The sequence below is a fragment of the uncultured Algibacter sp. genome, assembly GCF_947487575.1.
Classification (GTDB): Bacteria; Bacteroidota; Bacteroidia; order Flavobacteriales; family Flavobacteriaceae; genus Algibacter_B.
On sequence record NZ_CANKXG010000003.1, the window covers coordinates 1 to 25,828 of the forward strand.

Consider the following 25,828-nt stretch of genomic DNA (forward strand, 5'->3'; position numbering starts at 1 on the left):
ACAATCATATGATTGTTCAGTTTTAATTAATAAATTTAATCCTTTAATAATCTGTATCGACTATTTAGGACTAGACATTCTTAATGATATTTATTAGTAATACTTAGCATAAACTACACGAGTATGTAAGTACTCCTCCATGCCGTGCTTACCATCTGCGCCACCTACTCCAGATTTTTTCCAACCTGCATGAAAACCTTGAATAGCTTCAAAATGTTCTCTATTTACATAAGTTTCTCCAAAATGTAAACTATTTGTAGCCTTCATAATGTTATTGAAATTTTCTGAGAATATTGACGATGTTAATCCAAATTGGCAATCATTTGATAATGCAATAGCTTCATCTAAAGTATTAAATTTCATTACTGGTAATACTGGTCCAAAAACTTCTTCTTGAATAATTTCAGATTGTTGAGAAACATTCGTTAAAAGCGTTGGCTCATAGAAATATCCTTTATCAAAATTTTCATGACGCCTACCGCCTACTAAAACTTCAGCCCCTTCTTTTTTGGCAAATTCTACCATTTCTGAAATTTTATCTATTTGAGATTTAGACACCAAACTACTCATATCAGCATTTGTTCCTGTTAAAGCATCTTCAACAGTAACCTGACTCATTTTTTTAGTTATTTTTTCAACAAACTCATCATAAATACTATCCTCTACATAAACACGTTCTGCACAGTTACATACTTGTCCGCTAAAGATAACTTTTGATGACACTATTGAGTTTACAGCTAAATCCATATTAGCATCAGCACATACTATAGCAGGTGCTTTACCTCCTAATTCTAAAGATACTTTAGTTATATTTTCTGCTGCAGCAGATATAATTTGCTGACCTGCACCAACACTACCAGTTAAACTGATAATACCTGTAATAGGACTTTTTGAAAGCGCATTCCCAACCGTTCTACCTGCACCACAAACAAAATTTAATACACCTGCTGGCAAATCTATTTTTTGAATGAAATCTGCAAATTCCATAATGGTATTTGGCGCTTCAGAACTTGGTTTGATAACACATGTATTACCTGTAATTAAAGATGCCGCTACTTTTCTAGCCATTACAAAAAATGGGAAGTTCCAAGGACAAATACCTACAGCTACTCCAATTGGAACTTTGTGTAAATAAATATGCTCTTTTTCTCTATCACTTTGAATAATCTCTCCCTCAATACGTCTTGCCCAACCTGCATTATAATCAAAATAATCAGCTGTTACATCAATTTCAACTTGTGCTAAACCAATAACTTTGGCCTGCTCTTTAGATAACGTTTCAGCAAGAAAGACTCTGTTTTCTCTAATAACATCGGCCATTTTATGCAAAAACGCAGCTCTTTGTATTGCTGGCAAAGCTTCCCACGCTGGTTGTGCAGCTTGTGCCGCTTCAAGTGCATTATTTGCATCTTCAACCGTACCAGAAGATATTGTACTAATTACTTCTTCAGTACATGGGTTTAATATTTCAATTACTGAAGTCGCTTTTGACTCAACAAATTGTCCGTTAATGTATTGCTTATAATTTTTCATAATGTTTTAGTTGGTTTAGTTATACGTTTCTTCTAATAGAAAGCCTATACATTTTTTATAGAAAAACTTCCTTAACTTAGTCTTGCTAATTAAAAAATCATTTTATTAAATGATTTGGAAAATCTGTTGTTTTCTCACAACATAATTGCTCCATAACCTGCTGTAACTCTGTTTTTAATAATGATATAGTATGATTCCCTCCTTTATTACCTAATGCTGAAACACCATACATAAAGGAGCGTCCCATAAAAGTAAATTTAGCACCAGAAGCCATAGCTCTTGCAACATCTGGACCAGAACGAATACCACTATCCATCATCACTTCTATTTGGTCGCCATATTTTTCGGCAATACTTGCTAGTGGTTTTATTGTTGATTCTCCGGCATCTAGTTGTCTACCACCATGATTAGATACAATTATTCCGTCTAACCCTAATCGAATAGCTTGTTCTGCATCATAATGAGAAGCAACACCTTTTAAAACCAATTTACCTTTCCACATATCTCTAATTGGCTTGATTTTTTCTTCATTAAGTCTCCCAGAAAATGTTTGATCCATAAATTTACCTAATTGTTTTAAATCTAAATTTTTAGGCATGTATGGTAATAAATTCGCGAAATTTGGAATTCCATGTTTTAAAGTTTGTAAACTCCAATGTGGTCTTCCAAAGGCCTGTAGAATATTACTAATATTCATTTTTGGTGGCATTGCCAATCCATTTCTAATATCTCTTGGTCTGAAACCAAAACTAGGCACATCGCATAAAATAACTAAAACTGGACATTCTGCTGTTTCTGCCCTTTTTATAATATCGTCTCTTAAACTATCTTCTGTAGGGTGATATAATTGGAACCATGCTTTTCCTTCCGTTAATTCAGCTGCTCGCTCTATGCTTGTAGTTGTTACCGTACTGAGTATAAAAGGAATATTATGCTCAAAAGCTGATTTAGCTAAAATTTCAGGTGAATTAGGCCACATTAAGCCTTGTAATCCTACAGGAGCAATACCAAAAGGCGCATCATATTCAATTCCAAACAACTTGGTTTTTTGAGAAGACCCATGATGTTTACGAAGATAATTAGGTTTAAGTTGTACCTCCCTCAATTCTGATGTATTTCTAATTAAATTAACATCTTCATTACAGCCTCCATCTAAATATTCAAAAGCAAACTTTGGAATTTTCTTTTGAGCTTTAGTTCTCAAATCATCAATAGATGGATATCGGGTATCAAACTTTACTGCCATAATGTTTTATTATGATAAGAATTTCTTTCTTAAATCTTCTACTTGTTCATCATTAATAGCCACCATATCTCCAAGAGAGTTCCCTAAGACAATAGATTTAGCACTAAACTCAGCTACCTCTAAATAATCAAAGGTTTGTAAAAGTTTATCTCCAGTAATAATAACTGAATCGTTTTCAATGATTAAAGCAGTAGAACAATCATCTACCATTTGAGAATTATTGTTTTTCCTGAAATGGTCACCATATTTAACAGCACTAATATCTTGTAAAAAGATCCAACTTTCTGGAATAGTTCTAACATTTAAATATTCTCCTGTAACTCCAAATGCCATTAAATAAGGCGACTGAGTCATAATAATAGAATTAACATCTGGATTACGATTGTAGATTTCTTGGTGAATCCATGTAGCTCTACTAGGAATTTTTCCAGCTTCTCGCTTTCCGTCTTTAATCTGTACTATATCGTCAACATCTATATCCCAACGATTTATACCTGTAGGTGTTATTAAAAAGTCGTTATCTTTCCATCGCATAGAAACAGTTCCGTAAGAACTTATCATAAGGCCTTGCTGGCAAGAACGTTGTACAATTTGACAAATTTCTAAACGCTTTTCATTTTCATCTGAAGGATATTCTGTATTTTCCATTTCTGGCAACACACCAGTAGCCTGTGCTTCAAATTCATCAATCTGATTGTCAGTTAAATATTTTGGTGTCCCTATTTGAGAACCATATAAAATAGTACTAGCACAAAACTCTAAAGCTTCAAAACGCTCAAAAGCATCAGTTAAATCACTACCACCTAAAACGGTTCCATGATTTTCCATTATTATAGCTTTATATCCTTTTTTAAATTCGTCTGCTATAACCTCTCCTAATTCTTCACTTCCAGGGATTCTATAGTCTGCGTAACCAATAGGCCCACAAATATGCTTTGCTTGTGAAATAATATTAGTATTAGGTATTTGACGCACAATACTAAAAGAGACTAAAGCTGGAGGATGGGCATGAATTACTGATTTAATATCAGGTCTTCCTTCATAAATAGCTTTATGAAACGGAAATTCTGAAGATGGCTTGTGCTTTCCTATAATGGTTCCATCTTTTTTAACACATATAATATCTGAAGGTCTTAACGAACCTTTATCAACAGCTGATGGTGTAACCCATATGTCGCCACTATCATCAATAATAGATATATTTCCACCAGAAGTGGTAGTCATTCCTCTTTTATAGATTCTATCTATAATTTCGGTAATTTGATCTCTTGGGTGTATTAACTTTATATTTTTTGACATTTTATATAATTTGAAATGAAATATTTAGTAGTAAATAAAATTCATTAATATTTGTATTTTTAAAAACTAACCTTTTACAATAAAGGGCACATGTTTTTTTAGTGCATAATTTTGTTTAAGAAACTTAGAATTCAATTTGTTATCAGAAATTGATATTGCCGCTCCTAAGGCTGATCCCAAAGAAGCATCTGTTGTACTTATTTTTTTATCTCTGAAATGGTGTGAAAGGAGCTTTATATAGATATCATTGTTACTAAAACCGCCATCTACATATATTCTTGCAATACTATCACCTCCTAGGGCTTCCTTAATACATTTGATTTGCAATAAAACAAGTTCAATCATTAACTGATGGTAGGCGTGCTCGTATTTATGATAAGATATATCTGTTTCTTCAGGCATATTTTCATCTATTATGCTATCCCATCTGTAACTATGCTTAAAGTCTTTTACAATTTCAAAATAGGTATCATAATCAAACTTTACAGAACGGTGATAATCACCATTAACACCAAAATGTTTATCTAATTTTGTAACCTGCAATTTATATTCGTTACCTAAAAATATACGGGAAGCATTAACAGGTTTACCATTAATCCGCATATAGTTTAGTGTATCTTCTTTGTAAGTAGTAGCTAAATTAGAATTGTCTGCAAAAGGATTAAAAACAATACTCCAAGTACCTGTTGATACCAGAATAAATTTTTTCTTAATACTTCTAACATAAGGTAATAAAGCTGCAGAACTATCATGAATACCTACACCAATTTTTATACGACTACCATTGTAGTTCATATTTATACTTGTTTCTGTAGAAACTATAGGTGGTAAAATTCTATCAAAACCCTCGCTATAAACCCAACTATGGTAATCTTTTTTACCGTAATCCCACAATGCTGTATGGCAACCAATACTTGTATATTCACTTAAAGCAATACCTGTAAAAACATAGCTCAAATATTGTGGCAAGTGTAAAGAATATTTGATTTTTTTATAAACCTCAGGTTTGGTTAACTTTATCCAGTATAACTGCAATCCAGAATTTAACATTCCTAAATCTGCACAACCTGTATCTTTAAGAAATTCTTCTTTCGGCCCATAAGTTTCAAAGAAAGAAGAAACAATGTTTGCTGGTAATGACTTCGTATAATTATACAATGGTGTTAACGGGTTTCCATTTTCATCTATATGAACTAAACTAGCTCCATAAGTTGAAAAATTAATAGCCTTAACATCGTACTTATTCGATTTTAGAATTCTATCAAAAACTTCTTTTAACCATTTTTTTAGCGCAGGAAGGTTTTCGGTAGGATGCCCATCTTCGTCTTCAATTTCATCAAAAGAAATGTACTCTTTATGAACTTCTTTAAAATTTTTATCAAATAAGAAGAACTTTTTATTAGTTTTACCTATATCAAATACAGCTGTTACCTTTTTCATAGTAAAAAATTAAAGTCCTGTAGCTACTGTATTTCTTCCTCTTTCTTTAATTAGTGCATCTCTAACCTTTAAATCTCTATAAGCACCAATAGGACTTAAAACTCCACCACTATTTAAACGTGCCTTTTCTATTAAAGGCCTAACATCTGTTCTATAAGCTCCTTGCAAAATTTCTTGACATTTAACAACATCATTATCCATTTGCGCCACCCTTAATGCTGATTGATCTATAAGCATTGCTTTAGCGTAAGCCTCTTGAATAGCCTCTAAAGATTGAATTAAATCTTCTAAAGGGTCTTTCACATTATGACTTGCGTCAATCATCCATGCTAAATCTGGGTTTTGTGGGTTGTTTTGCATTCCATAAACCAATTCATTAAAAATCAAAAATAATGCATAAGGCTTAATACTTCCCACGGTTAAATCGTCATCACCATACTTACTATCGTTAAAGTGGAAACCTCCCAATTTACCTTTTAATTGTAAAATTGAAACAATTTGTTCTATATTACTATTTGGTAAGTGATGTCCTAAATCTACAAGTGTATAAGCTTTATCGCCACACCCATTAGCCAACATAAGAGAAGCACCCCAATCCTGAATAACCGTACTATAAAAGTTTGGCTCGTAAGGTTTATATTCTACTAATAATTTCCAATCATCCGGAAGACCTTTGTAGATATCTATTAAGCTATCTTGAGTATTCTGAAATGCAGTTTGGAAATTATTTTGACCAGGAAAACAAGATCCATCAGCTAACCAAACAGTTAAACTTTTTGAACCTAATTTATTCCCTATATTTATTACATCTAAATTATGAGCAATAGCTTGATCTCTAACCGCCTTACTTGTATTGCTTAAAGAACCATACTTATAGCTTTCTTTAGCATCTTTTTGATCTTGAAAGGTATTAGAATTTACAGAATCAAATTTAATATTAAGTGAATCGGCACGTTCTTTTATAGCTGCATAGTCCGAAGGTATATCCCAAGGAATATGCAAAGATACTGCACCTGCAGTTTGAGTTAAACTATGTAAAACTCCAACATCATCAATTTTTTGCTCTAAATTGGAAGGCTCTCCATAAAAAGAAAAACGTCCAAAACGCGTTCCTCCGGCACCTAATGCCCAACTAGGAATAGCAACTTGAAAATCGGCTAATTTGGATATGATACTATTAACATCAAAGCCATTTTTACTTAATTTGTTTGCCAGAAAATCAAAACTCTCATTATGATTTTCCAATCCCTTTTTATTATAATCTGATATTTGCTCTTTTTGTATTTTCATAATTTTAACATCTTCAAATAAAAAAAAGAAAACCTCATAAACTCCATCTGGAATTTATGGAAGTTTTCCTTTTACTCAACTAAACTAAACAATATTTTTACTATTTTTTTATCTTACAAAAGCATTTGCCATTCCACCATCAACATTAATAATGTTTCCTGTAGATTTGTCAAGTATACCTACTAAAGAAAATACACCGTTTGCAATATCATTTGGTGTAATAATTTCATTTAATAAGTTTCTTTTTGCATAAAATGCTGGAAGTTCCTCAACGGTAATTCCGTTAGCTTTGGCTCTACCTTCTGCCCAAGCACCTTCCCATATTTTACTTCCTACAATAACGCCATCAGGGTTTACTGTGTTTACACGTACTTTATCTTTAGCTAATTCAGCAGCTAATAAACGAACCATGTGCTGTTGTGCTGCCTTAGCAGTACCGTAAGCTACGTTATTTGGACCAGCTACTAAGCCATTTTTACTTGCAATAGCAATATAATCTCCGCCTAGACCTTGTTTACGAGTAATTGCAGAGAATTGTTTTGCTAAGTCAAACTGACCTTTAACTAATATACTTTGTAATATATTCCAATCTTTATCTGTTGTATCTAACAAAGGTTTAGAAATTGCTAACCCTGCACTATGTACAATAATATCAACACCTCCAAATTCAATAACTGCCTTTTTATAAGCACTTGCTATAGATTCAGTATTTGTTACATCACAAATAGCATAAGTAGAAACATCTCTAGCATAAGTTCCATTTGCTTCAATAAGTGCTTCTTCATTAATATCTGTAAGTACAACATTAGCACCTTCAGCAGCTAATTTATCAGCAATTGCTTTACCTATTCCGCCACCTGCTCCTGTAACCAAAGCTACTTTTCGAGATAATGGCTTTTCTTTTGGCATACGTTGTAGCTTAGCTTCTTCTAACAACCAATACTCAATATCAAAAGCTTCTTGTCTTGGTAGTGAAGTATATTCTGTAATAGCTTCAGCACCACGCATTACGTTTATTGCATTTATGTAAAACTCATTAGCTACACGAGTGGTTTGCTTATTTTTTGCAAAACTAAACATACCAACACCAGGGTATATAATGATTACTGGATTTGCATCACGCATTGCAGGACTATTGCCCTTCTTACATGTATTATAGTAATCAGCATATTCTTGTCTATAAGCTTCAAATGCTGGTTCTAATTTCTTTAAGATTGCATCAGCATCAGATAAATCTTCATTTTTATCTAAGGTTAATACTAACGGCTGAATTTTTGTTCTTAAAAAGTGGTCTGGACACGATGTACCCATTGGCGCCAATCTTTCTAAATCATTACTATTGATGTACTCCATGACTACATCTGTATCAGAAAAATGACCAATCATTCTGTTTTCGGAAGAACACAACCCTCTTAGCAAAGGCATAATTTGAGCTGCTTTTTCTAAACGTTCATTTTTTGGCAAACTCTCAATTTTTTGTCCACCAAATACACTTCCTTTTTCTTTAATTTTTTTGGCAATAAATTCAGAAGCCATTTCAATAACTTCTAAACTATTCATATAACACTCATAAGATGTATCTCCCCATGTAAATAAACCATGGCTCCCTAAAACAATACCTCTAATACCTGGGTTATCAGCTAAACATTTTTCAATTTGCAGACCTAAATCAAAACCTGGTCGTTGCCATGGTACCCAACCCATAGTATCTCCCCAAATTTCTTTGGTTACTTGCTTACTATCTTTTGCTGCTGCAACTGCAATTAAAGCATCCGGATGTAAGTGATCTATATGAGCAAATGGTAATAATCCATGAAGTGGCGTGTCAATTGAAGGCGCTTTACTATCTAAATCATAAATACTATGATTAAATAAACCTACCATACGATCTTCATCTTCTATGCCTCCATAAACATTTTTTAAATTACGTAAGCGATCCACATAAATACCAGCAATACCTGCTCTATTTAAAGTACCTATATCACCACCAGAACCCTTAATCCACATTACCTCAACATCCTCATTGGTAAGAGGATCTTTTTCTACGGTTCTACAGCTTGTATTTCCACCACCATAATTAGTGATTCTTAAATCTGCCCCTAAAATATTTGAGCGGTATAAAAATAAATCTACTTGATTATCTCCAAGTGATGCAGCTTTTGCTTCATCCCACAAATAATCCACATATTTAAATTTTTTTGTATTGGTAATTTCTTCCATATTGATGTAAAATAAATTATAGAACCAAAAATATAGTACACTAAAAACTTTTGTATCCTGTACTATGCCGTAAAAATGAATATTACTTTAAAGAATTTAAAATTATAACCCACAAAAGCTCGCGAAGTACTATTATTCATAATATAATTAAGTTTTCTGATAGCTGTAAATTTTTATATTTTTTTAGAATCCATTAAAAAGATTATAACAACAGGACACTACAGGATAAACACTTCTAGTTAAAAGCTAACTTAGAGTTTTTGAAATTTCGTAGTCCAACATTCACTTTTAAAAAAACAAATATATAGATAAGAAATATGAAATCGTTTTGGAGTATGGCATTGATAATCTAGTGGGATTTAAATATTTTCCAAAAGAAAACAACTAAAACCATATTTTTTCAAATCAAGCCTACCTCTAAAAAATTGATATTACTGAATGCAACCCCATGTACTTGAAATAGCTTATAGAATTTTACAGCGCTAAAGTGATAAAAAATACAAGTTCTAAAAACATATATTAATGGAAATACATAAATTTATAGAGATTGACGAAGACTCTAGAATCCCTAAGTACCAACAAGTTGTAGACTCCATTATAGACAATATATCTTCAGGAAATTTTAAATTCGATGATAAAATACCTTCTATAAATAGGCTTAGCGAAAATTTATACCTTTCAAGAGACACTGTTGAAAAAGCCTATAGCATCCTTAAAGATCGTAATATAATAACTCCCATAAGAGGTAAAGGCTTCTATATTTCTAAAACTAAACTAATAAAGAAATTAAATATTTTGTTTCTCATCAATAAATTGAGCTGGTACAAAATGGAAATTTATCATTCTTTTTTAAACAGTATTGGACCTAATGCTTATATTGACTTGCACATATACCATTGTGATGAATCATTATTTTTAAACTTATTAAGCAAGCATAAAAAAGCCTATGATTATTATGTAATAATGCCTCATTTTAAAACTAAAGACCTTCAACACACTAGTACCACTACTGCCATTTCTCAAGCAATAAATAAAATCCCTAAAAGCAAACTAGTTATTTTAGATAATAAGGAGGTTCCTTTAAAAGATAATATTATCACAGTTTATGAGGATTATGAAAAAGACATTTATAATGCTTTAAAGAATGGCATTGAAAAGATTTCTAAATACAAAAAAATAATTCTTATTTACCCAAAAAAAACAATTTACCCTTACCCCAAAAGCATTAAGAATGGATTTATGAAATTTTGTGTTGAGCATAATTTAGATTTTTCCATTTTAGATCAAGTTTACAATGATATGATTCTTTTAAAAGGCGATTTATTTATCACTATAGATGAGGACGATTTAGTTAATCTGATTGAGCAACTAAGAGATAAAGAATTTGTTTTAGGTGGAGACATAGGTGTTATTTCATATAATGACACACCTTTAAAAGCGCTTCTAGGTATCACTGTTATTTCAACGGACTTTAGAGTCATGGGAGAAACAACAGCTAGCATGATTTTAAATAATGAAAACGGCAAATATAAAGTGCCTTTTAATTTTATTGATAGACAATCTATATAAGACCCAAATTACTATCCGCTTTAAACTAAAATAATTGTAACTACAAATTATTTTAGTTTATCAAAAAAAAGCTTTATTTTCATTTATCTAATTTAAAGAAAATGAACCTAATTAAATATATTAAGATTGATGAAAGCTCAAGAATACCAAAATACCAACAAATTATAGATTCAATTATTGATAATATATCTGCTGGCAATTTAACGATGGATCAAAAGATTCCTTCAATAAATATGTTTAGTGAAGAGTTTTATTTATCTAGAGACACTGTTGAAAAAGCTTATAGCATCCTTAAAGACAGAAACATTATAACCTCTATACGAGGTAAAGGATTTTATATTTCAAGAACCAAATTAATTTCAAAAGTCAATATTTTATTTTTAATCAATAAATTAAGTTCATATAAATTACGAACTTACAATCACTTTATTGATACCATTGGCCCAAATTCCCACACCGATTTACACATATACCATTGTGATGAAACACTTTTTTTGAACTTGTTAGATAAAAACAAGTCTGCCTATGATTACTTTATTATAATGCCACATTTTAAAACAGAGCAACTAAAACATGTAAGCCTAACAGATAATGTCATTAAATCCATAAAGAAAATACCAAAAGACAAATTAATAATTCTAGACAATATAAAACCAAACATAAATAGTAGCCTTGTAGAAATCTATCAGGATTTCGAAAATGACATCTACAATGCTTTGACAGAAGGAATATCAAAAATAAAAAAATACAAAAAAATCATGTTAGTATACCCAGAAAAGGCTGTATACCCATACCCTAGAAGGATTTTACATGGATTTAGAAAATTTTGTGTTGAACACAAGTTAGATTTTGAAATTCTAAACGAGGTTTATGATGATATGATATTAAAAAAAGGAGATTTATTTATAACTATTGAAGAAGCCGATTTAGTTAATCTTGTTAAGCAGGTAAGAGAAGATGAGTTTAAATTAGGTGAGGAAATAGGCATAATATCTTATAATGACACGCCTTTAAAAGAATTACTGGGAATTACTGTAATGTCCACCGATTTTAAGGTTATGGGGGAAACCGCAGCTCAAATGATTCTAAACAAATCACAAGGCAAGGTAAAAGTTCCATTTAATTTTATTGTTAGAGATTCACTCTAAAATAGCGTTACTTTAATTTATATTATAGGTTCGCATTTGAATACTTGAGGGACTATTGACCTTTATTTCATTAGGAAGCCTATAAAGTTTTCCTGATTTATCATTTCTCTTAAATACAACAATATTGTTTGAAAATTGATTTGCCACTAATAAAAATTTTCCATCAGGAGAAATAGCAAAATTCCTAGGATGCTCGCCATAAGCAGGTTCATGACCAACTAAACTTAGCTTTCCATTGTCTTGATTAATTGAAAAAATGGAAATACTATCTTCTTTCGGCCCACGATTAGAAGCATATAAAAACTTTCCATCAGGAGAGATATGAATATCGGCAGCTCTATAAACTTCTTGCTTTTGTTTATTAGACAGATAATCTTCAATAAAACCTAACTTACCTTTATGATAATTAAATAGAGCCACTTTACCACTTAATTCCGAAATACTATATCCAAATTTTCCATTTGGGTGAAATGTAAAATGCCTAGGGCCACTACCTGGTTTTATTTTTATTTGATTTTCATTTTGAAGTATAATATTGCTTGCTTCGTCCTTAAACTCAAATCCTCTAATTTTATCTGCCCCTAAATCTTGAGCAAATAGATATTTATTATCTGGTGAAAAATTAGAAGAATGTATATGTGCTTCACTCTGGCGGCTTTCTACAATACTACTATCCTTAAACCTTAAAACTTGACTATATGGATTAAGACTTCCGTTTTTATTAATTTTAAAAACACTCAAACTTGGATCAGAATAGTTTGAGTTTATTAAGAATATTCCACCTTTATCAATTTCTATATGAGCAGGGTTACGACCACCACAATCTTGTGTATTTATTAAATCAATTTTTTGATTTATAATGTCTATTTCAAAAGAAGCTACTTTTCCATTGTAATTCATTTGGCTTTCAACAACGGAATATAAATATTTTCCGTTAGGAGAAAGTTTCAAAAAAGAGGTATTTATTACACTATCTAAGGTGAATTTAAGAGTGCTTTCTCCTGTTCTAGTATTAAACTCATATACATGTATACCTTCACCAGATTTCTTATCTGTAAAGCTTCCTACAAAAACCAAGGTTAAATCATCTTTTGATTGACATCCTGTTAAGAGTAGTAAGCCAAAAAGTAAAACCAGTACTCTTGAAAACATAATTATAAATCTAAATTCTTTATTAATACTCTTTATAGAAAGCAGTACTTCCTCCAGTGACAATTTCTTCATTCTTAAATTTTAATTTTTCGCCTTCTCCAATATATATACTTTTTAACACTTCATTTTCATCCAATGAAATTATAGCAAAAGTGCCCTTAAAGTAAAAATTTAAGGCTTCATTTTTAAAAACTTGATTTTTAGATTGTGTTATAATATATTGAGTCATTTTTTTCGATGACACAAAAGTTTCGACTTTTAAACCTTTATAAACACCATTTTCTTCTATTTTATTTACCGATTTTACAGATGAACCTTCACTTTTACTAAAAGGCTCATATACTACCACAAAAGGATTTTTCCAAGCTTCTCCTTTGTTGCGAATTACTAATGTTGGTGTTGGTAAATTACCATAAGGTTTTGGTGCTTCAAAAGTTATAGGTGCTTTTACCTTGGTGTATGACCTATTTTTAAAACTTGGAATATGAAGTTGCATGAAAATTTCCCCAGGGCTTAGTCTTTTTGTAGCAAAAGTAGCTTTAACAGCTTTATCGTAGGTTTTTGATGTTTTAACATCTTTAAAAAAGTGCCACCCTGGGTTTCTATATTTTTTGTTTTGAATCCAATCTACATTTGTATTAGCCATGTACCGATTCGGTGTTTTTTTAAAACCCATATCTGTATTTTCAAAAATCAACTTATCCCCTATATTATGATACAGATAATCATGATATTCATTTGGTAATTTAGATTTTGAACGGAATACATCAACGTAATAACCCGTAGTTGGAGATGTTCTAATTAAAGCCAGAGTCCGTTCTTGTTTTGCTTCTGCTTTTTCACCTTTATCATCCACAAAACTAGTTTGACTAAAAGAATGGTATGGGGAAACTCCTTCCTTCCCAACTTCTGGTTCCATAGAAATTAATTTTACCGTATTTATACCTAAATTAACCCATCCACCTTCTCCTTGAGAACTACCATTTACTATTACTGTATTGTGCGCAGCAAATATTCTAGAGTAGTTCTCATGAAGATCTTGTCCATAATTTTTCCTTCCATGGTCAACACCTAAAACCTGCCCTTCTCCATACAACTCTATATTCATGCCTTCCGCGTGCCCATGAACCATGTGTGCTCCTCCTACAAAACACATTAACCCATCTATTGGATTATTTGTACTACTTAAATTACGTTGTAAAACAATGCCTGCATGATAAACTCTATCTGTCCTTGATAATTCAATTTTAGTATTTTTATTATTGATGGCCTCAGTATACCAAAACAAAGCCTCTGGGCTATTTCTTCGGTATTTCCCTTTAACCATCGCTCTTTTTATAAGTGGAAAAAATTTTCCCTGTAAACCCTCTAAACCATCCATTTTAGTTAAAACATAAGCGTTTTCATAAGCTTCGTAGGGTGCATGAGCATTTCTGTGCCCATCACCCCAACGTACAATTTCATGATTAGGATATACAAAATAGTCTAACCTTGGTAAAGCATATAAAATATTTGGGTAGGTTTCTCCTAACTTTAATGGTGGCTTATAACGGTTTACTACTAGCATTAATTTTGCTAAAAGTGATGTAGAATGATTTAAATACTGCGATGTCTCTGGCCAAATATCACCTTTGTTTTTATAATTTTTATACATAACTGGTAAGGCATCTTGATTTTCTGTACTTTCAGTTAAGAAATAAGACAACCATTTTTCACGCTCGGCTTCATCATCGATAGCCAATGCGTTATACACCAAATTTGGCGCTTCTAACACACAATGATTAGATCCAGTTTGACCATAGTTTACCGTAATATTGGCGTAGGTTTTAAATACATTTTGGGCTTCTTCAAATAAGAAACCAACTTTAATGTTTTTTATAATATCAAACGAAGCACCTCCTTTATTGATATAGGGATGAATAAAATCATAAATTAAAGGCAATCTATACCCTAAAACACGAACTTCTCTAAAGCCATCGTAAGGAAATAACCAGCCTCCTCTGCCTTTCCAATCTGAAACTTTAGATTTTTGTACTGATTTCACAAATGAGTATAATATACTACTCGCTACGTATGCATATTTTTCATCTTGTGTTAAATAATACATCATCCCACAATCCAAAGCAACTTGCAGGTATTTAATCAATAATTCCATATGTTTCTTTTCGGCATCTGTTGCATTATCAAGATTTTTTTGGACACCGTTTTCTATATGGAAAGTTTTATAAAAAGGTGGAAAACTATTTTCTTGAGCTTCAGACCAATTAAATGGAAGTTGCTTTAAATATGATTTTGGGTTTTGGTGAAATTTATTAACCTGAATATCGGTTTTTGTTTTTAAATCAAAATAGATGTCGTTAGCCCATTTCTGAGCATCTATTTTTTCAAGGATTTGATTACGTTCACTAGACTTCACTAAAATGAATGGACGCTCTAATTCTTGACTAATTACATTTAAATAACTTGTAATTAATAGTATTAGTAGCAGAACTATTTTAGTTTTAAAAAGCCTCTTCTTATTTTTAGAAAACATCCAACTGATTTTTATCACAATTCTACTACAAGCTACCTTACTTATAGCTATTAGCTTGTTCTTGCTTTATTTTCAGCGCATTTCGCATGTCTTCAAGCACTTTTTTGTAGCTAGCATCCGCCACGATATTCCTATTCTCTTTAGGGTCCTGTTCAAGATTATACAACATCTCTTCACCGTTTTCGTATAAAGAATATGTAAAACCTTCAGTTACAATAGCATCAGCTTTTTTAAAACGCGCATAAGCGTTTTCTCTAAATGACTGTTTAGGATTATCTATAACAGATTTAAAACTCTCGCCCATAATATAATTAGGCGTGTTTAAATTGGCTAAATCACAAAGTGTCGGATATATATCAACACTCTCTACCAAAGCTTTGGTATGTTGTCCTTTGGCTTTTCCAGGTACTTTTACAATTAATGGTACCTGTAACGCATTATGCAATGTATTGTGCTTTCCCCAAAATTCGTGTTCTCCCAAATGCCAACCATGGTCTCCCCATAATACAACAATTGTATTTTCGGCCAAACCAAGAGTTTCTAGCTCACCAAGAACCTCTCCAACTAACTGATCTACATAACTCACACAAGCATAATAACCATGACGCATCATTTTATGAAATTCGTCAGTATTTGGCTTATAGTCTCCCAAACTATAGGTTTTAAATTCAGTACTACCTCGTAAAGAACTAGGTGCATTTTCAGGTAAATAACGGTTGCCTGCTATCTCTATAGCATCTCTATCATACAAATCCCAATATTTTTTAGGCGCATAAAATGGCATGTGCGGACGGAAAAACCCACAAGCCATAAAAAAAGATTCTCCTGTTTCTTTAAAACGACGTAAATCACTAATGGTTTTTTGTGCAATTTTATAATCAGGATATGCACTATCATCTACTTCTGGGGCTTCATACACACGACCATTACCCGATTTCATAAGTACCGCATTTGTTGTTGAATCATAACTCACTCTGTGCCCTCCTTCTGGCATCCATGGGTTTTCACTCCAACTAGCTTCCTGCACATCTTTATTATAATGAAAAATTTTCCCATTAGAAATACTAGTATAGCCAGCATCTTTAAAAATGCTTGGTAGTGTTTTTGCATTTGGTACATCTTCTTGCGCCTTAGCTCTATAATCAATAAAACGATTTTTTGTGGGTAAAATACTTGTTAATAAACTAGCTCTTGAAGCACCACAAACAGGCACATTACAGTAGGCACGATTAAAAACAACAGCTTCTTTTGCAAATTGATCTATGTTGGGCGACTTTACCTGTGGCGCACCATAAAGACCTAATTCAGGTCGTAAATCGTCAATAGCAATAAACAAAACGTTCATTGGTTTTTTGCCTTTTTTCTCTGTGGTTTTTTCTTTTTCATTTTTACATGACATGAAAAGGATTACTAAACCAAATGCGAATGTGAAGAATTTATTCATTTTTCTAAGTTTTTTTACCAATGCTCAATGACAATATAGTCGTCTTTTTTTAGTGTGTTTTTTATGGAATCGGGGATTTTTCGTCTAGGGGTATCTTGATCTAGTTTAAATCCTTTTTTTCCTTTAGGGGTTATAATTGGCATATTACCAAGAGATTCATCTAAAATATCTCCTTGTGATTTCATCCAACTAAATAAATCCTTTTTTAATCGTTCTTTAATCGCTTGTAATTCTCCGTTTTTAGCTAAATTGTTTTGCTCATAAGGGTCATTTAGCAAATCATATAACTCTTCAAAAGGTTCACTTTTATATTTATTTGCACCTCTTTTTATAAAGTAATCTACATTAGGTTTTCCCGTTAAATTTTGTTCAACAACTTCTAAAGAATTAAAATTTTGAATGTATTTATACCGTTGATTACGTATCATTCTTGAAGGGAAAACCTCAGAATTTAAAATATTTTGATTTGTTCTTACCCCATACACATATTTGTTTACTTCAACATCTTCTCCTTGTAAAATCGGTAAAAAACTATTCCCATCCATATCTTCTGGAGACTTCCCCCCTGCTATGTTCATAAATGTTGGGAGAACATCGGTATAATGAATGAGTTGATTTGAAGTAGATCCTGGTTTAATTACTTTTGGCCAACGCGCTACAAATGGCACTTTTAAACCAATATCTTTTACCGTAAATTTACCTGAAACCCCGTGATCTGCACTGTAAATAAATAATGTGTTATCACCTAAATACTCATCTACCAATTTTAAAACACCTTCTATTTGTGTGTTATCTTCTTCAATACTTCTGTAATACCCTGCTTTCTTTTTTACAAAAGCTTTGTCATTTTTTTTATCCTCATTAAATGGGAAAAACTTAATAGCTTCTGCTTTTGGATTTTCAACATCAAAATACTTTCCATGTGGGTATTTTGAAGTGATAAACATACAGAATGGTTTTTTCGTTGATTGGAAATAACTTTCTATACTATCTAAAGGAATATAATCTCTAGGCACATCTTTTTTAGGAACGGGCTCCCACTCTTTATCCCACTGGTATACACTTGCTGGTTTTACATGACTTTTACCAGCCAAAACTACTTCATATCCCAAATTTTTCATTTGAGTCGTCACACTTTTTATATTTGGTCTTGTAGCTGTATGATTTGCAAAACAGCCGTTTTTCAAAGGATAATTACCCGTAAAAAGTTGCGATCTACTTGGCGCACAAATGGCTTGAGCAGTAAAAGCATTGTTAAAAAGCATGCCTTCTTTAGCTAAACGGTCTACTGCTACTGTTTTCACTTTTTCATTGCCGTAGCACCCATAATCATATACATCTTGGTCGTCGGCTAAATAGAAAATTAGATTGGGTTTGGTTAGGACATTTGTTTTTTGTTCAACCTTAGCTAAGTCCTTTTGTTTCGTATCTGTATGTTTATTTCCTAAACACGATGTAAATGCTAAAGCTAAAAACCCTAATAAAATTAGTACTAGATGTTTTTTATTCATTTCTTTTTATTCTTAATCTTTATGTTTTTTAACACCATCTTTTAAAGGATATGGCACGTTTTCTCCATTCTTCACCCAAGTTCCCGTTGGGGCATTATTTGCTTTTAACCATGCCAGCATATCTGCATTCATACTTAAAGCAATTTCTATTTCTTTTGAAGTAGGACTTTCTAAAAGGTTATTTTTTTCGGGTAAATCTTCATTCAAATGATACATGGCAAACGTTTCTGTTTCATAAAAATAGAAGAGTTTATAATAATCCTCTCCAACTCGTTTTTGAATTACTGTTGAAGGCGAAAACCGCTCATCCATATATCCCGGAAGGTGCCAAAATAAATTTTCTCTTGACAACCATTTTTCTTCGCCTTTAAGAATTTTGGCAAAAGATGCACCATCATACAAAGGTTTACTACCATCGGGTTTCTCTAGTTTTGACATATTAACTCCTGCAAATTCTGCCAGTGTCGGTAAAAAATCGATACAATGTACTGATTGATTTGTCACCGTGTTTTCCTTAATTACATTTGGATAACGAAAGATTAAAGGTACTCTAATACCACCTTCTGTTAAATTCCCCTTTTTCCCTGTAAGTGGTTTATTGTCTCTCAAACCTCCATTATCTGAATAAACAATAAAAATTGTATTGTTACTGATATCGTCAGAGAAATCGTCATCGCTATTAGGATCTTTTATAGCACGGTTAATCTTACCTATATTTTGATCTAACAACTCAATCATAGAAGCATATTCTGCAACGCGTTTATTTAAACCTCTCTTTTTATATTTTTCGGTTAGATCTTTTCGACCTACAACCTTAGAATGTACCGCATGAAAAGGCACATATAAAAAAAACGGTTGTCCCCCATTTGCTTTCTCTTTAATATAATCTACTGAAAAATCGCCAATAGCATCGGTGAGGTGTTTTGGAGTTTTATCTAAAAGAGATACTTCGCTTCGTGAAGCATAAGGTTTAAGAATTGTATTGATATAATCTTGATTGTAAGGTATCGCGTATTTATCTACGTATTCTGAGCTGAACGTCCAGCCTTTTCGATCAGATTCTAATGCCAAGTAATACGACTTAATGCGCTTTCCGTCTACAGGAGCAGCAATGATATGATGAATATCCGCAGGTAAGTCAATTCCATAATTCCCCACTAAAGGGTGCGGTGTGCCATGACTCTTACCTACAAAAGCTGTTTGATAACCTTGGGTTTTAAGTACGTCAAATAAATTAACACCATCTTCCGCAATCACTTTTTTCTGTTGAAACGGTTTTATGGGTAAATCTGGAAAACCTTTTGTTCTTTTATCTTGCCTGCTTAATGACCCTACATTATACACTTGATTATCTGCACCTGTTGGATATTGACCGCTAATCAACGACGCTCTTGACGGCGCACAGTTTTGATTAGTATAAGCGTGTGTAAATGACATCCCTTGAGTTGCCAATTTATCAATTTCTGGGGTTTCGTATATTTTAGAACCTCTACCTCCACTCGTATTGCCCGTGCTCACATCTGTCCAACCTAAATCATCGGCAAAGATTAATACTATGTTTGGTTTTTTTTCAATGGTCTTTTCCTTTTGCGAAGACGATGATTTGCAACTTAAAAAAAGAATGCCTAATAAAATGAATACTGAAATTTTTGAAAACAACTTCACCCTAATTTATTTTTAATAAAAAATTTCTTTAAACAATCTACCCCTAAGGCAAAGCCATAGGGGCATTCTGTTGGTTTTTATGTTGACTATTAATATCAAAAACCAAAATTTCATATTTAGATTCCCGTTTTATTCATTATTTCATATTTAAAATCATTGGATTCATGAATCTTTGATTTCATGGGAATGATAATTTCAATGGAAACCCAGACGCAGAACGTCGAGGAATTCTTTTCAATTAATTAAATAATATTTTTTTATAACTATTATTTATTTTAATGATATACATGCCATTTGAAAAGTTAGAAATATCTATAGTTTCCCCTTTACCAGATAAAACCTTGGCTCCTGTAAAATTATAAACATCCCAGTTTTCTGAGTCATAATTTTTCAGCATAAACACACCACTTTCACTTGGATTTGGATACACGGTAAATATTTTGTTTTGTTGAAAATCATCCACAGACAAACCATCTTGAACAAATGTTGCCGTAATATTTAAGTCTGAATTTACGGTTATTGATAACGGATTTTCGGTACTTACTATATCTCCAGACCAACCTTGAAACACCCAACCCTGTTCTGCAATGGCGTTAAAATCAAATTGCTGCCCTCCAAAAGAAGTCCCGCTTGTATAATTTAACAAACCATTGCCTTGTTTGTTTAGAGTTACATCAAATACCTCAACATTTGCATTGGGAATAAATTCTATTCTATCAAAAACAATACTACCTGTATTTACTTTTTCATATACCTTAAATTCATTGATAATTCCTGCCCAATGCCCCCAATTTGTTAAATCTACATCTATGGTATGCCATTGATTATCGTTAGGAATAGTGATTTTTTTTCTACCTGTGGCAAATTCAGCTCCTGGAATATTTGCTGCCATTTGAAGACTTGTACCTTCTGTATTATTCTTAACTACCAATTGTAATGTTTCATATAAATCTGAATTGATATTTAATCCTGTTATTGCGGCCATAGGCAATGCAAATCCACTTGAATAATTTAAAGTCAATTTATCATTATCAGTATTTACATTCATTCCTGCAGTTACTGCTGTCCAAGGTGCAAAATCTTCTGTAGTTGTCCATACTACAGTTGCTGGTGCGATAGCTGTTACAAAATAATCTTCGGTTCTAAATTCAAACTTTTCGAACGCAAATGAAGGCAGTTCAGTATCTACAGACATTACAGAGCCAGATTCACCGTCATTACGTGCAGTTGTCATAATGCTTTTCCATTCACTATAGGTATGTGGATTTGGATTATCATATGCATCATACGCAGCTAAACCAGCTTCAGTTAAAATTCTATCTGGAGAACCTCTATCATTAAACCCGCTTTTTACAAAACCAGCATTTTCTTTTAAGAAATTTTGAAGTTTATTATTGTCTTCACTATAAGCTATACTTCTGTAATACAAGGTGGTACCTTCTGGTAATTCTGAGGTAAAAGACACGTTTACATTTTCGCTATCTCTGTAGTTTAAAGAACTGTTGTTGTAATTATAAAGCAACACATCATATTCAGTAGTATTTTCTTTTTTAGAAAAAATAGCATCCAAATCATTTGTAGAAGTTTGTGGAGTCCCAGAAACAACTGTTGTATAATGATCCTTACCATTCATTGTATTTAATACAGTAATTCCTGGAGGATCTTGAGACCCTGTTCTATTACCCCATCTGTAAATTAAATCTAAACCTTTGTCTTTATTTTTATAATAAATATTAGAAAAATACAATTCTACAATTTCTGCGTGGGTTGTTTCTGCATTTATAAATCCTTTGCCATCAGCACCATTCATAGTAGTAACAGTAGCATACTCCATTAAATCAATAATAGCATTATCATTCCACTTTGGATGATTTACCAAATCAGCAAATAAATGATTATACTTAATGCTCATATCACGTAAAGTACCATTACCTAAAACCACGTAGTCAGAGACTCCCCAAAAATCATATCTTACATTATTATCAGCACAATATTCAATTAAATCTTCTGCAAAAGAAGCAAAAGGTTCGCCTTTATAATTTAAAACCGTTCCGTTTTTAAAAACAAAATCTGGAGCTCTTGTGTGTAAACCAATAACAGCATTTGGCAACACTTCTCTTACTGCTTTTTCTGTATTTTCAAAATGCTCTATAAAATCTTGTTTGGTTCCAAACCAATGGTCCGGAGTTTCAATTTCTGAACCTACTCTAAAACGCCAAGACAATACTTTTTCTTCTCCATAAGTAGCTACTAAATGCGTCATTAACGCTTTTATATAATCGTGATATGCCTGTTTATTTGCTGGTGGTAAAGAATTTCCGTAAATAGATATTTGCTCATCTTCTCTAAAATTAACATTATCTCTAGTTCCTTCAGGAATAAAAGTGTAACCGTGTTGAAAAGCCCAAGAAGGTTGGTCTAACACAATTTGATGAATTTCTGTTTGAGAGTTGATGATTTTATCTAATCTATCTGTTAAACGTTCAAATCTATACACATACACATTATTGATAGAATCATACAAACAGGTATCAAAATCTAAGTCTTTTACATTTTCGCCATTTACAGTCTTTTTGATTCCACCAATCATCCTAACCGTATTCATCTTCAGTCCTGGACGAATATTGGATCCATTTTTTGGACTAATGCGATTTGCGACAGACCATATATTATGCAAAGGTTCATTTTGCTTAGCATTGTCTGTAAAATCTGTAGAGAGTGTAACTTGTGCATCAATATTTGATAAGCCAAAAAGCAATATAATAAAAGTTAATCCCTTTTTTATTTTTTTTTCATATAGCATAATTATTATAATTTAAGATTAAATAACATTTTTTTTTACAAATTTACATGTATTTTTACATATAAATATCCTGTTTAATAAGAAAACTATTTATAATGAAATTTATCTTTTGAAGTTTTATCTATTTACCCTAACCATGTATAAGTGTTTTCTTATAAACCATTTACGCGTTTTTTCTGCTCTACAAAATATGGCTGAAACGTATAATTGGATTCTGAATCCCACTTGACATTCGTTTTTGGTAAAAACGTTTTTAGCGTTTCAATTTTATTTTTGAATTTAGGATTATTAGCTTCATTAGTCCATTCATTAGGATCAGTACTGTGATTGTAAAGTTCTTCTGTACCATCTTCATATTGTATATATCTGAAACCATTTACTTTTATAGCATGATTATTCATACCAAAGGTTGTTATGGCTCTAGCTTCTTCTAATCCTTCGTCATTTTCCATCATGGCCACTAAACTATTCCCTTCATTCCTTTCATAGACTGGTAATCCACTTAATTCTAGAAGTGTTGGATAAATAGATAGCATTTCTACAGGTGCATTAATTTTCTTGCCTTTCGGTAAATTTGGCCCCGCAAACATTAATGGCGCTTTTGTTGCTGTTTCCCAAAGGGCATGCTTAGCAAAGGTACCTTTTTCACCTAAGCGGTAGCCATGATCCGACCATAAAACTACCACAGTGTTATCGGCATATTTGCTCTGTTCTAAAGCATCTAACACACGGCCTAGCTCATAATCTACATAACTCATACAGGCTAAATAGGCTTGTACTATCTTTTTCCATTCGCCACTTTCTTTTGCCCATTCTGTAGATGGCATCATGGGTAAATCGTTAATTTGCATCCCCACTGGAGGAATATCATTTAAATCATCAGATTTGTAAGGTGGAGTTTGAATAGCCTCCAAAGGATACATATCAAACCATTTTTGAGGGACGTATAATGGTACGTGAACACGTAAAAACCCAAGTCCCATAAAAAATGGTTTATCGTAATTTCTTTGCAGTCTCTCTGTAACCCAATTTACAGATTGATGATCTGGCATTAAGGTATCGCTTTCTGGAAAAGCTCCCCAGTCTGTACTTGTTCTTCCATGCGTTCCTCTAATACCTTTTCCAAAACCATCCCAAACAAATCGTTTTTTAGGATAAGGCCCAAAACCTTTTACTCGACCACCAGATTCGTTAAACACACTGTCTGGTGCATGGATATGAAACAATTTTCCGACACCCATGGTATGATACCCATTTTCTTCAAAATATTCGGGTAAAAATGTAATGTCCTTTGTAGCTGGGTTACCTGCTCTTCTGATTTTATTATCAGGAGTCATTCCATAAATACCAGTTGTAGAAGGACGTAAACCCGTCATTAATGAAGCTCTTGAAGGTCCACAAAGTGGCGCTTGCACATGGGCATTTGTAAAAGTAACTCCCATTTTTGCCAACCGATCAAAATTAGGTGTTTTTACATTTGAAAAATTATCGATTGGACTTATCCAATTGTTTAAATCGTCTACTGCTATAAAAAGTACATTGGGTTTAGAGACTTCTTCTTTTTCTTCCTTCTTTTTTTCATTGTTGCATGAAAAAACAAAAGCAAACATTAACAATAATAAAAGGTGCGCTTTTTTCATGCTCTACTCCGTTCTAAAGGTTTTAATCTTTTCCGTTAATTGTGCAATAATCTCAGGATTGCTTTCTGCAATATTATTCTTCTCAAAAGGGTCTTCATTAATATTAAATAACTGCACCACTTCGTCCTTCTTTCGTACAGGATCTGGTATGATAATTTTATACGGTGGAAAAATGGCCATATTATAAAACATACTATTTTCAATTGTATCAAAATCGTGTGCATATACTTCTCCAAAAATTCCTTTACGCTCAGCTAATGCGTTTTCATCTAAAACACTTACACCTGGTAAATTTTCTGGTTTTTCAATTCCTAAAACATCAAGTACTGTAGGTATCATATCTATACTACTTGTAATGGTTTTATCATCCATTTTAGGTTTTATTTTACCTGCCCATTTATACATAATTGGCGTACGGATTCCCATATCGTAAGGCGCACGTTTAGAATGTTTTAAGTATCCGCTTTTGTCAGGGTTTTGGGCCCAACCATTATCACATACATAAACAAAAAGTGTGTTTTCTGTTAAACCTTTGTTTTCAATTAAATCGAATAATTGTCCGCAAGTTTCATCAAACCACTCACACATTGCCCAATACTTTGCTAAATGCTCTGAATCTGTTTTCTTTTTATATTTTTCGAATAAACGTTGCGGAGGATTATGAGGTCTGTGTGGTAAAAATGGTGCGTACCATAAAAAGAACGGTTTCTTTTCTTTTAATGCTAAATCTACATAGCTGTTAATTGTATCTAAACCTTTTCTTCCAATTTCCAAACCATAATCACCATGCCTTCCACCACGCGTTGGATCTCCATGTGTCATACCATAATCAAACCCACCTATTTTGTGGTTACCGTGCCACCATTTACCTGTTTGAAATGACAGATAACCTTTTTCCTTAAGCATATCTGGGAGTGTGGTTTGTTTTTCAAAAGCTGAAATTACAGGTTTATAGGCTTCTGCTCTTGCTTTTCCACGGATATTTCCACGATCATAAACCTTATCATTTCCTAAGATTCCATGGTCTTTAGGATATAAGCCCGTGATGATTGTTGCCAAAGAAGGCGAACATAATGGCGTTGGCACATAGGATTGTGTGAAGGTTAAACTTTCTGAAGCAAATTTGTCTATCCTTGGAGTTTCTATATTTTCATCTCCCATGAAGCTGTAGTCTGTCCACGATTGGTCATCTGATAATATGAATACAATGTTAGGTGGTGTTTGCTCTTTATTAGAAACACTTTCAGTTTCTTTTTTAGTTCCTTTTCCGCAAGAAACTAAGATACTTACTACTAATATTCCTAAAGATATTTTTTTAATCATTTTCATTTTAGG

General features: G+C 32.5%; 16 protein-coding genes. 2 read left to right on the forward strand and 14 right to left on the reverse strand.

The window, feature by feature from the left end; all coding sequences use genetic code 11:
* Nucleotides 1-93: 93 nt before the first annotated feature.
* The 6 genes from aldA to Q0870_RS03845 all read right to left on the reverse strand — a co-directional run bounded on the left by aldA (nucleotide 94) and on the right by Q0870_RS03845 (nucleotide 9,028).
* Nucleotides 94-1,533: an aldehyde dehydrogenase gene (aldA, locus tag Q0870_RS03820; RefSeq protein WP_298551254.1), complete on the reverse strand. Its 1,440-nt coding sequence runs from the start codon at nucleotides 1,531-1,533 to the stop codon at nucleotides 94-96.
* Nucleotides 1,534-1,630: 97 nt separating this feature from the next.
* Nucleotides 1,631-2,779, reverse strand: coding sequence for an alpha-hydroxy acid oxidase (locus Q0870_RS03825; protein ID WP_298551256.1), 1,149 nt, complete (start codon nucleotides 2,777-2,779; stop codon nucleotides 1,631-1,633).
* A 9-nt stretch (nucleotides 2,780-2,788) separates the two neighbouring features.
* Entirely contained in the window at nucleotides 2,789-4,078 is a 1,290-nt protein-coding gene (locus Q0870_RS03830; RefSeq protein WP_298551258.1) for a class II aldolase/adducin family protein, read from the reverse strand.
* A 66-nt stretch (nucleotides 4,079-4,144) separates the two neighbouring features.
* Nucleotides 4,145-5,518: an FGGY family carbohydrate kinase gene (locus tag Q0870_RS03835; protein WP_298551260.1), complete on the reverse strand. Its 1,374-nt coding sequence runs from the start codon at nucleotides 5,516-5,518 to the stop codon at nucleotides 4,145-4,147.
* Between the two features lie 9 nt (nucleotides 5,519-5,527).
* Complete coding sequence (locus tag Q0870_RS03840) at nucleotides 5,528-6,808, reverse strand: sugar isomerase (protein WP_298551262.1); 1,281 nt, start codon at nucleotides 6,806-6,808, stop codon at nucleotides 5,528-5,530.
* 108 nt (nucleotides 6,809-6,916) lie between these two features.
* A complete protein-coding gene (locus Q0870_RS03845; RefSeq protein WP_298551264.1) occupies nucleotides 6,917-9,028 on the reverse strand; it encodes a bifunctional aldolase/short-chain dehydrogenase in 2,112 nt (703 codons plus the stop codon).
* A 522-nt stretch (nucleotides 9,029-9,550) separates the two neighbouring features.
* Between Q0870_RS03845 and Q0870_RS03850 the strand changes: the two genes are divergently transcribed.
* Together Q0870_RS03850 and Q0870_RS03855 are read left to right on the forward strand one after the other, a co-directional pair.
* Nucleotides 9,551-10,597: a GntR family transcriptional regulator gene (locus Q0870_RS03850; protein ID WP_298551266.1), complete on the forward strand. Its 1,047-nt coding sequence runs from the start codon at nucleotides 9,551-9,553 to the stop codon at nucleotides 10,595-10,597.
* A gap of 101 nt (nucleotides 10,598-10,698) precedes the next feature.
* Nucleotides 10,699-11,745, forward strand: coding sequence for a GntR family transcriptional regulator (locus Q0870_RS03855; protein WP_298551268.1), 1,047 nt, complete (start codon nucleotides 10,699-10,701; stop codon nucleotides 11,743-11,745).
* Between the two features lie 12 nt (nucleotides 11,746-11,757).
* Here the strand turns inward: Q0870_RS03855 and Q0870_RS03860 are convergent, their stop codons facing one another.
* The 8 genes from Q0870_RS03860 to Q0870_RS03895 all read right to left on the reverse strand — a co-directional run bounded on the left by Q0870_RS03860 (nucleotide 11,758) and on the right by Q0870_RS03895 (nucleotide 25,816).
* The gene (locus tag Q0870_RS03860; protein ID WP_298551270.1) at nucleotides 11,758-12,969 is read right to left on the reverse strand and encodes a lactonase family protein; all 1,212 of its coding nucleotides are present in this window, start codon (nucleotides 12,967-12,969) and stop codon (nucleotides 11,758-11,760) included.
* The gene (locus Q0870_RS03865) at nucleotides 12,920-15,430 is read right to left on the reverse strand and encodes a heparinase II/III family protein (protein ID WP_298551272.1); all 2,511 of its coding nucleotides are present in this window, start codon (nucleotides 15,428-15,430) and stop codon (nucleotides 12,920-12,922) included. The genes Q0870_RS03860 and Q0870_RS03865 overlap by 50 nt, the downstream gene beginning before the upstream one ends.
* A gap of 37 nt (nucleotides 15,431-15,467) precedes the next feature.
* Nucleotides 15,468-16,874, reverse strand: coding sequence for a sulfatase (locus tag Q0870_RS03870; RefSeq protein ID WP_298551274.1), 1,407 nt, complete (start codon nucleotides 16,872-16,874; stop codon nucleotides 15,468-15,470).
* 14 nt (nucleotides 16,875-16,888) lie between these two features.
* The gene (locus tag Q0870_RS03875) at nucleotides 16,889-18,385 is read right to left on the reverse strand and encodes a sulfatase (protein ID WP_298551276.1); all 1,497 of its coding nucleotides are present in this window, start codon (nucleotides 18,383-18,385) and stop codon (nucleotides 16,889-16,891) included.
* A 12-nt stretch (nucleotides 18,386-18,397) separates the two neighbouring features.
* A complete protein-coding gene (locus Q0870_RS03880; RefSeq protein ID WP_298551278.1) occupies nucleotides 18,398-20,050 on the reverse strand; it encodes a sulfatase-like hydrolase/transferase in 1,653 nt (550 codons plus the stop codon).
* Nucleotides 20,051-20,288: 238 nt separating this feature from the next.
* Nucleotides 20,289-22,853 carry a T9SS type A sorting domain-containing protein gene (locus tag Q0870_RS03885; RefSeq protein ID WP_298551280.1) on the reverse strand — a complete coding sequence of 855 codons (2,565 nt, stop codon included), beginning with the start codon at nucleotides 22,851-22,853 and terminating at the stop codon, nucleotides 20,289-20,291.
* Between the two features lie 152 nt (nucleotides 22,854-23,005).
* Nucleotides 23,006-24,493, reverse strand: a complete 1,488-nt coding sequence (locus Q0870_RS03890; protein ID WP_298551282.1) for a sulfatase — start codon at nucleotides 24,491-24,493, stop codon at nucleotides 23,006-23,008.
* Between the two features lie 3 nt (nucleotides 24,494-24,496).
* On the reverse strand, nucleotides 24,497-25,816 hold the full coding sequence (locus Q0870_RS03895; RefSeq protein ID WP_298551284.1) for a sulfatase-like hydrolase/transferase: 1,320 nt from the start codon (nucleotides 25,814-25,816) through the stop codon (nucleotides 24,497-24,499).
* Nucleotides 25,817-25,828: the final 12 nt, after the last annotated feature.

What these genes read in the sequence shown, in the direction of transcription:
- Q0870_RS03855 (WP_298551268.1), top strand. Translation starts at nt 10,699, where the DNA reads ATGAACCTAATTAAATATATTAAGATTGATGAAAGCTCAAGAATACCA.
- Q0870_RS03890 (WP_298551282.1), bottom strand. Translation starts at nt 24,493, where the DNA reads ATGAAAAAAGCGCACCTTTTATTATTGTTAATGTTTGCTTTTGTTTTT.
- Q0870_RS03875 (WP_298551276.1), bottom strand. Translation starts at nt 18,385, where the DNA reads ATGAATAAAAAACATCTAGTACTAATTTTATTAGGGTTTTTAGCTTTA.
- Q0870_RS03885 (WP_298551280.1), bottom strand. Translation starts at nt 22,853, where the DNA reads ATGCTATATGAAAAAAAAATAAAAAAGGGATTAACTTTTATTATATTG.
- Q0870_RS03850 (WP_298551266.1), top strand. Translation starts at nt 9,551, where the DNA reads ATGGAAATACATAAATTTATAGAGATTGACGAAGACTCTAGAATCCCT.
- Q0870_RS03845 (WP_298551264.1), bottom strand. Translation starts at nt 9,028, where the DNA reads ATGGAAGAAATTACCAATACAAAAAAATTTAAATATGTGGATTATTTG.
- Q0870_RS03825 (WP_298551256.1), bottom strand. Translation starts at nt 2,779, where the DNA reads ATGGCAGTAAAGTTTGATACCCGATATCCATCTATTGATGATTTGAGA.
- Q0870_RS03860 (WP_298551270.1), bottom strand. Translation starts at nt 12,969, where the DNA reads ATGAAGAAATTGTCACTGGAGGAAGTACTGCTTTCTATAAAGAGTATT.
- Q0870_RS03865 (WP_298551272.1), bottom strand. Translation starts at nt 15,430, where the DNA reads ATGTTTTCTAAAAATAAGAAGAGGCTTTTTAAAACTAAAATAGTTCTG.
- Q0870_RS03895 (WP_298551284.1), bottom strand. Translation starts at nt 25,816, where the DNA reads ATGATTAAAAAAATATCTTTAGGAATATTAGTAGTAAGTATCTTAGTT.
- Q0870_RS03835 (WP_298551260.1), bottom strand. Translation starts at nt 5,518, where the DNA reads ATGAAAAAGGTAACAGCTGTATTTGATATAGGTAAAACTAATAAAAAG.
- Q0870_RS03840 (WP_298551262.1), bottom strand. Translation starts at nt 6,808, where the DNA reads ATGAAAATACAAAAAGAGCAAATATCAGATTATAATAAAAAGGGATTG.
- Q0870_RS03830 (WP_298551258.1), bottom strand. Translation starts at nt 4,078, where the DNA reads ATGTCAAAAAATATAAAGTTAATACACCCAAGAGATCAAATTACCGAA.
- aldA (WP_298551254.1), bottom strand. Translation starts at nt 1,533, where the DNA reads ATGAAAAATTATAAGCAATACATTAACGGACAATTTGTTGAGTCAAAA.
- Q0870_RS03870 (WP_298551274.1), bottom strand. Translation starts at nt 16,874, where the DNA reads ATGAATAAATTCTTCACATTCGCATTTGGTTTAGTAATCCTTTTCATG.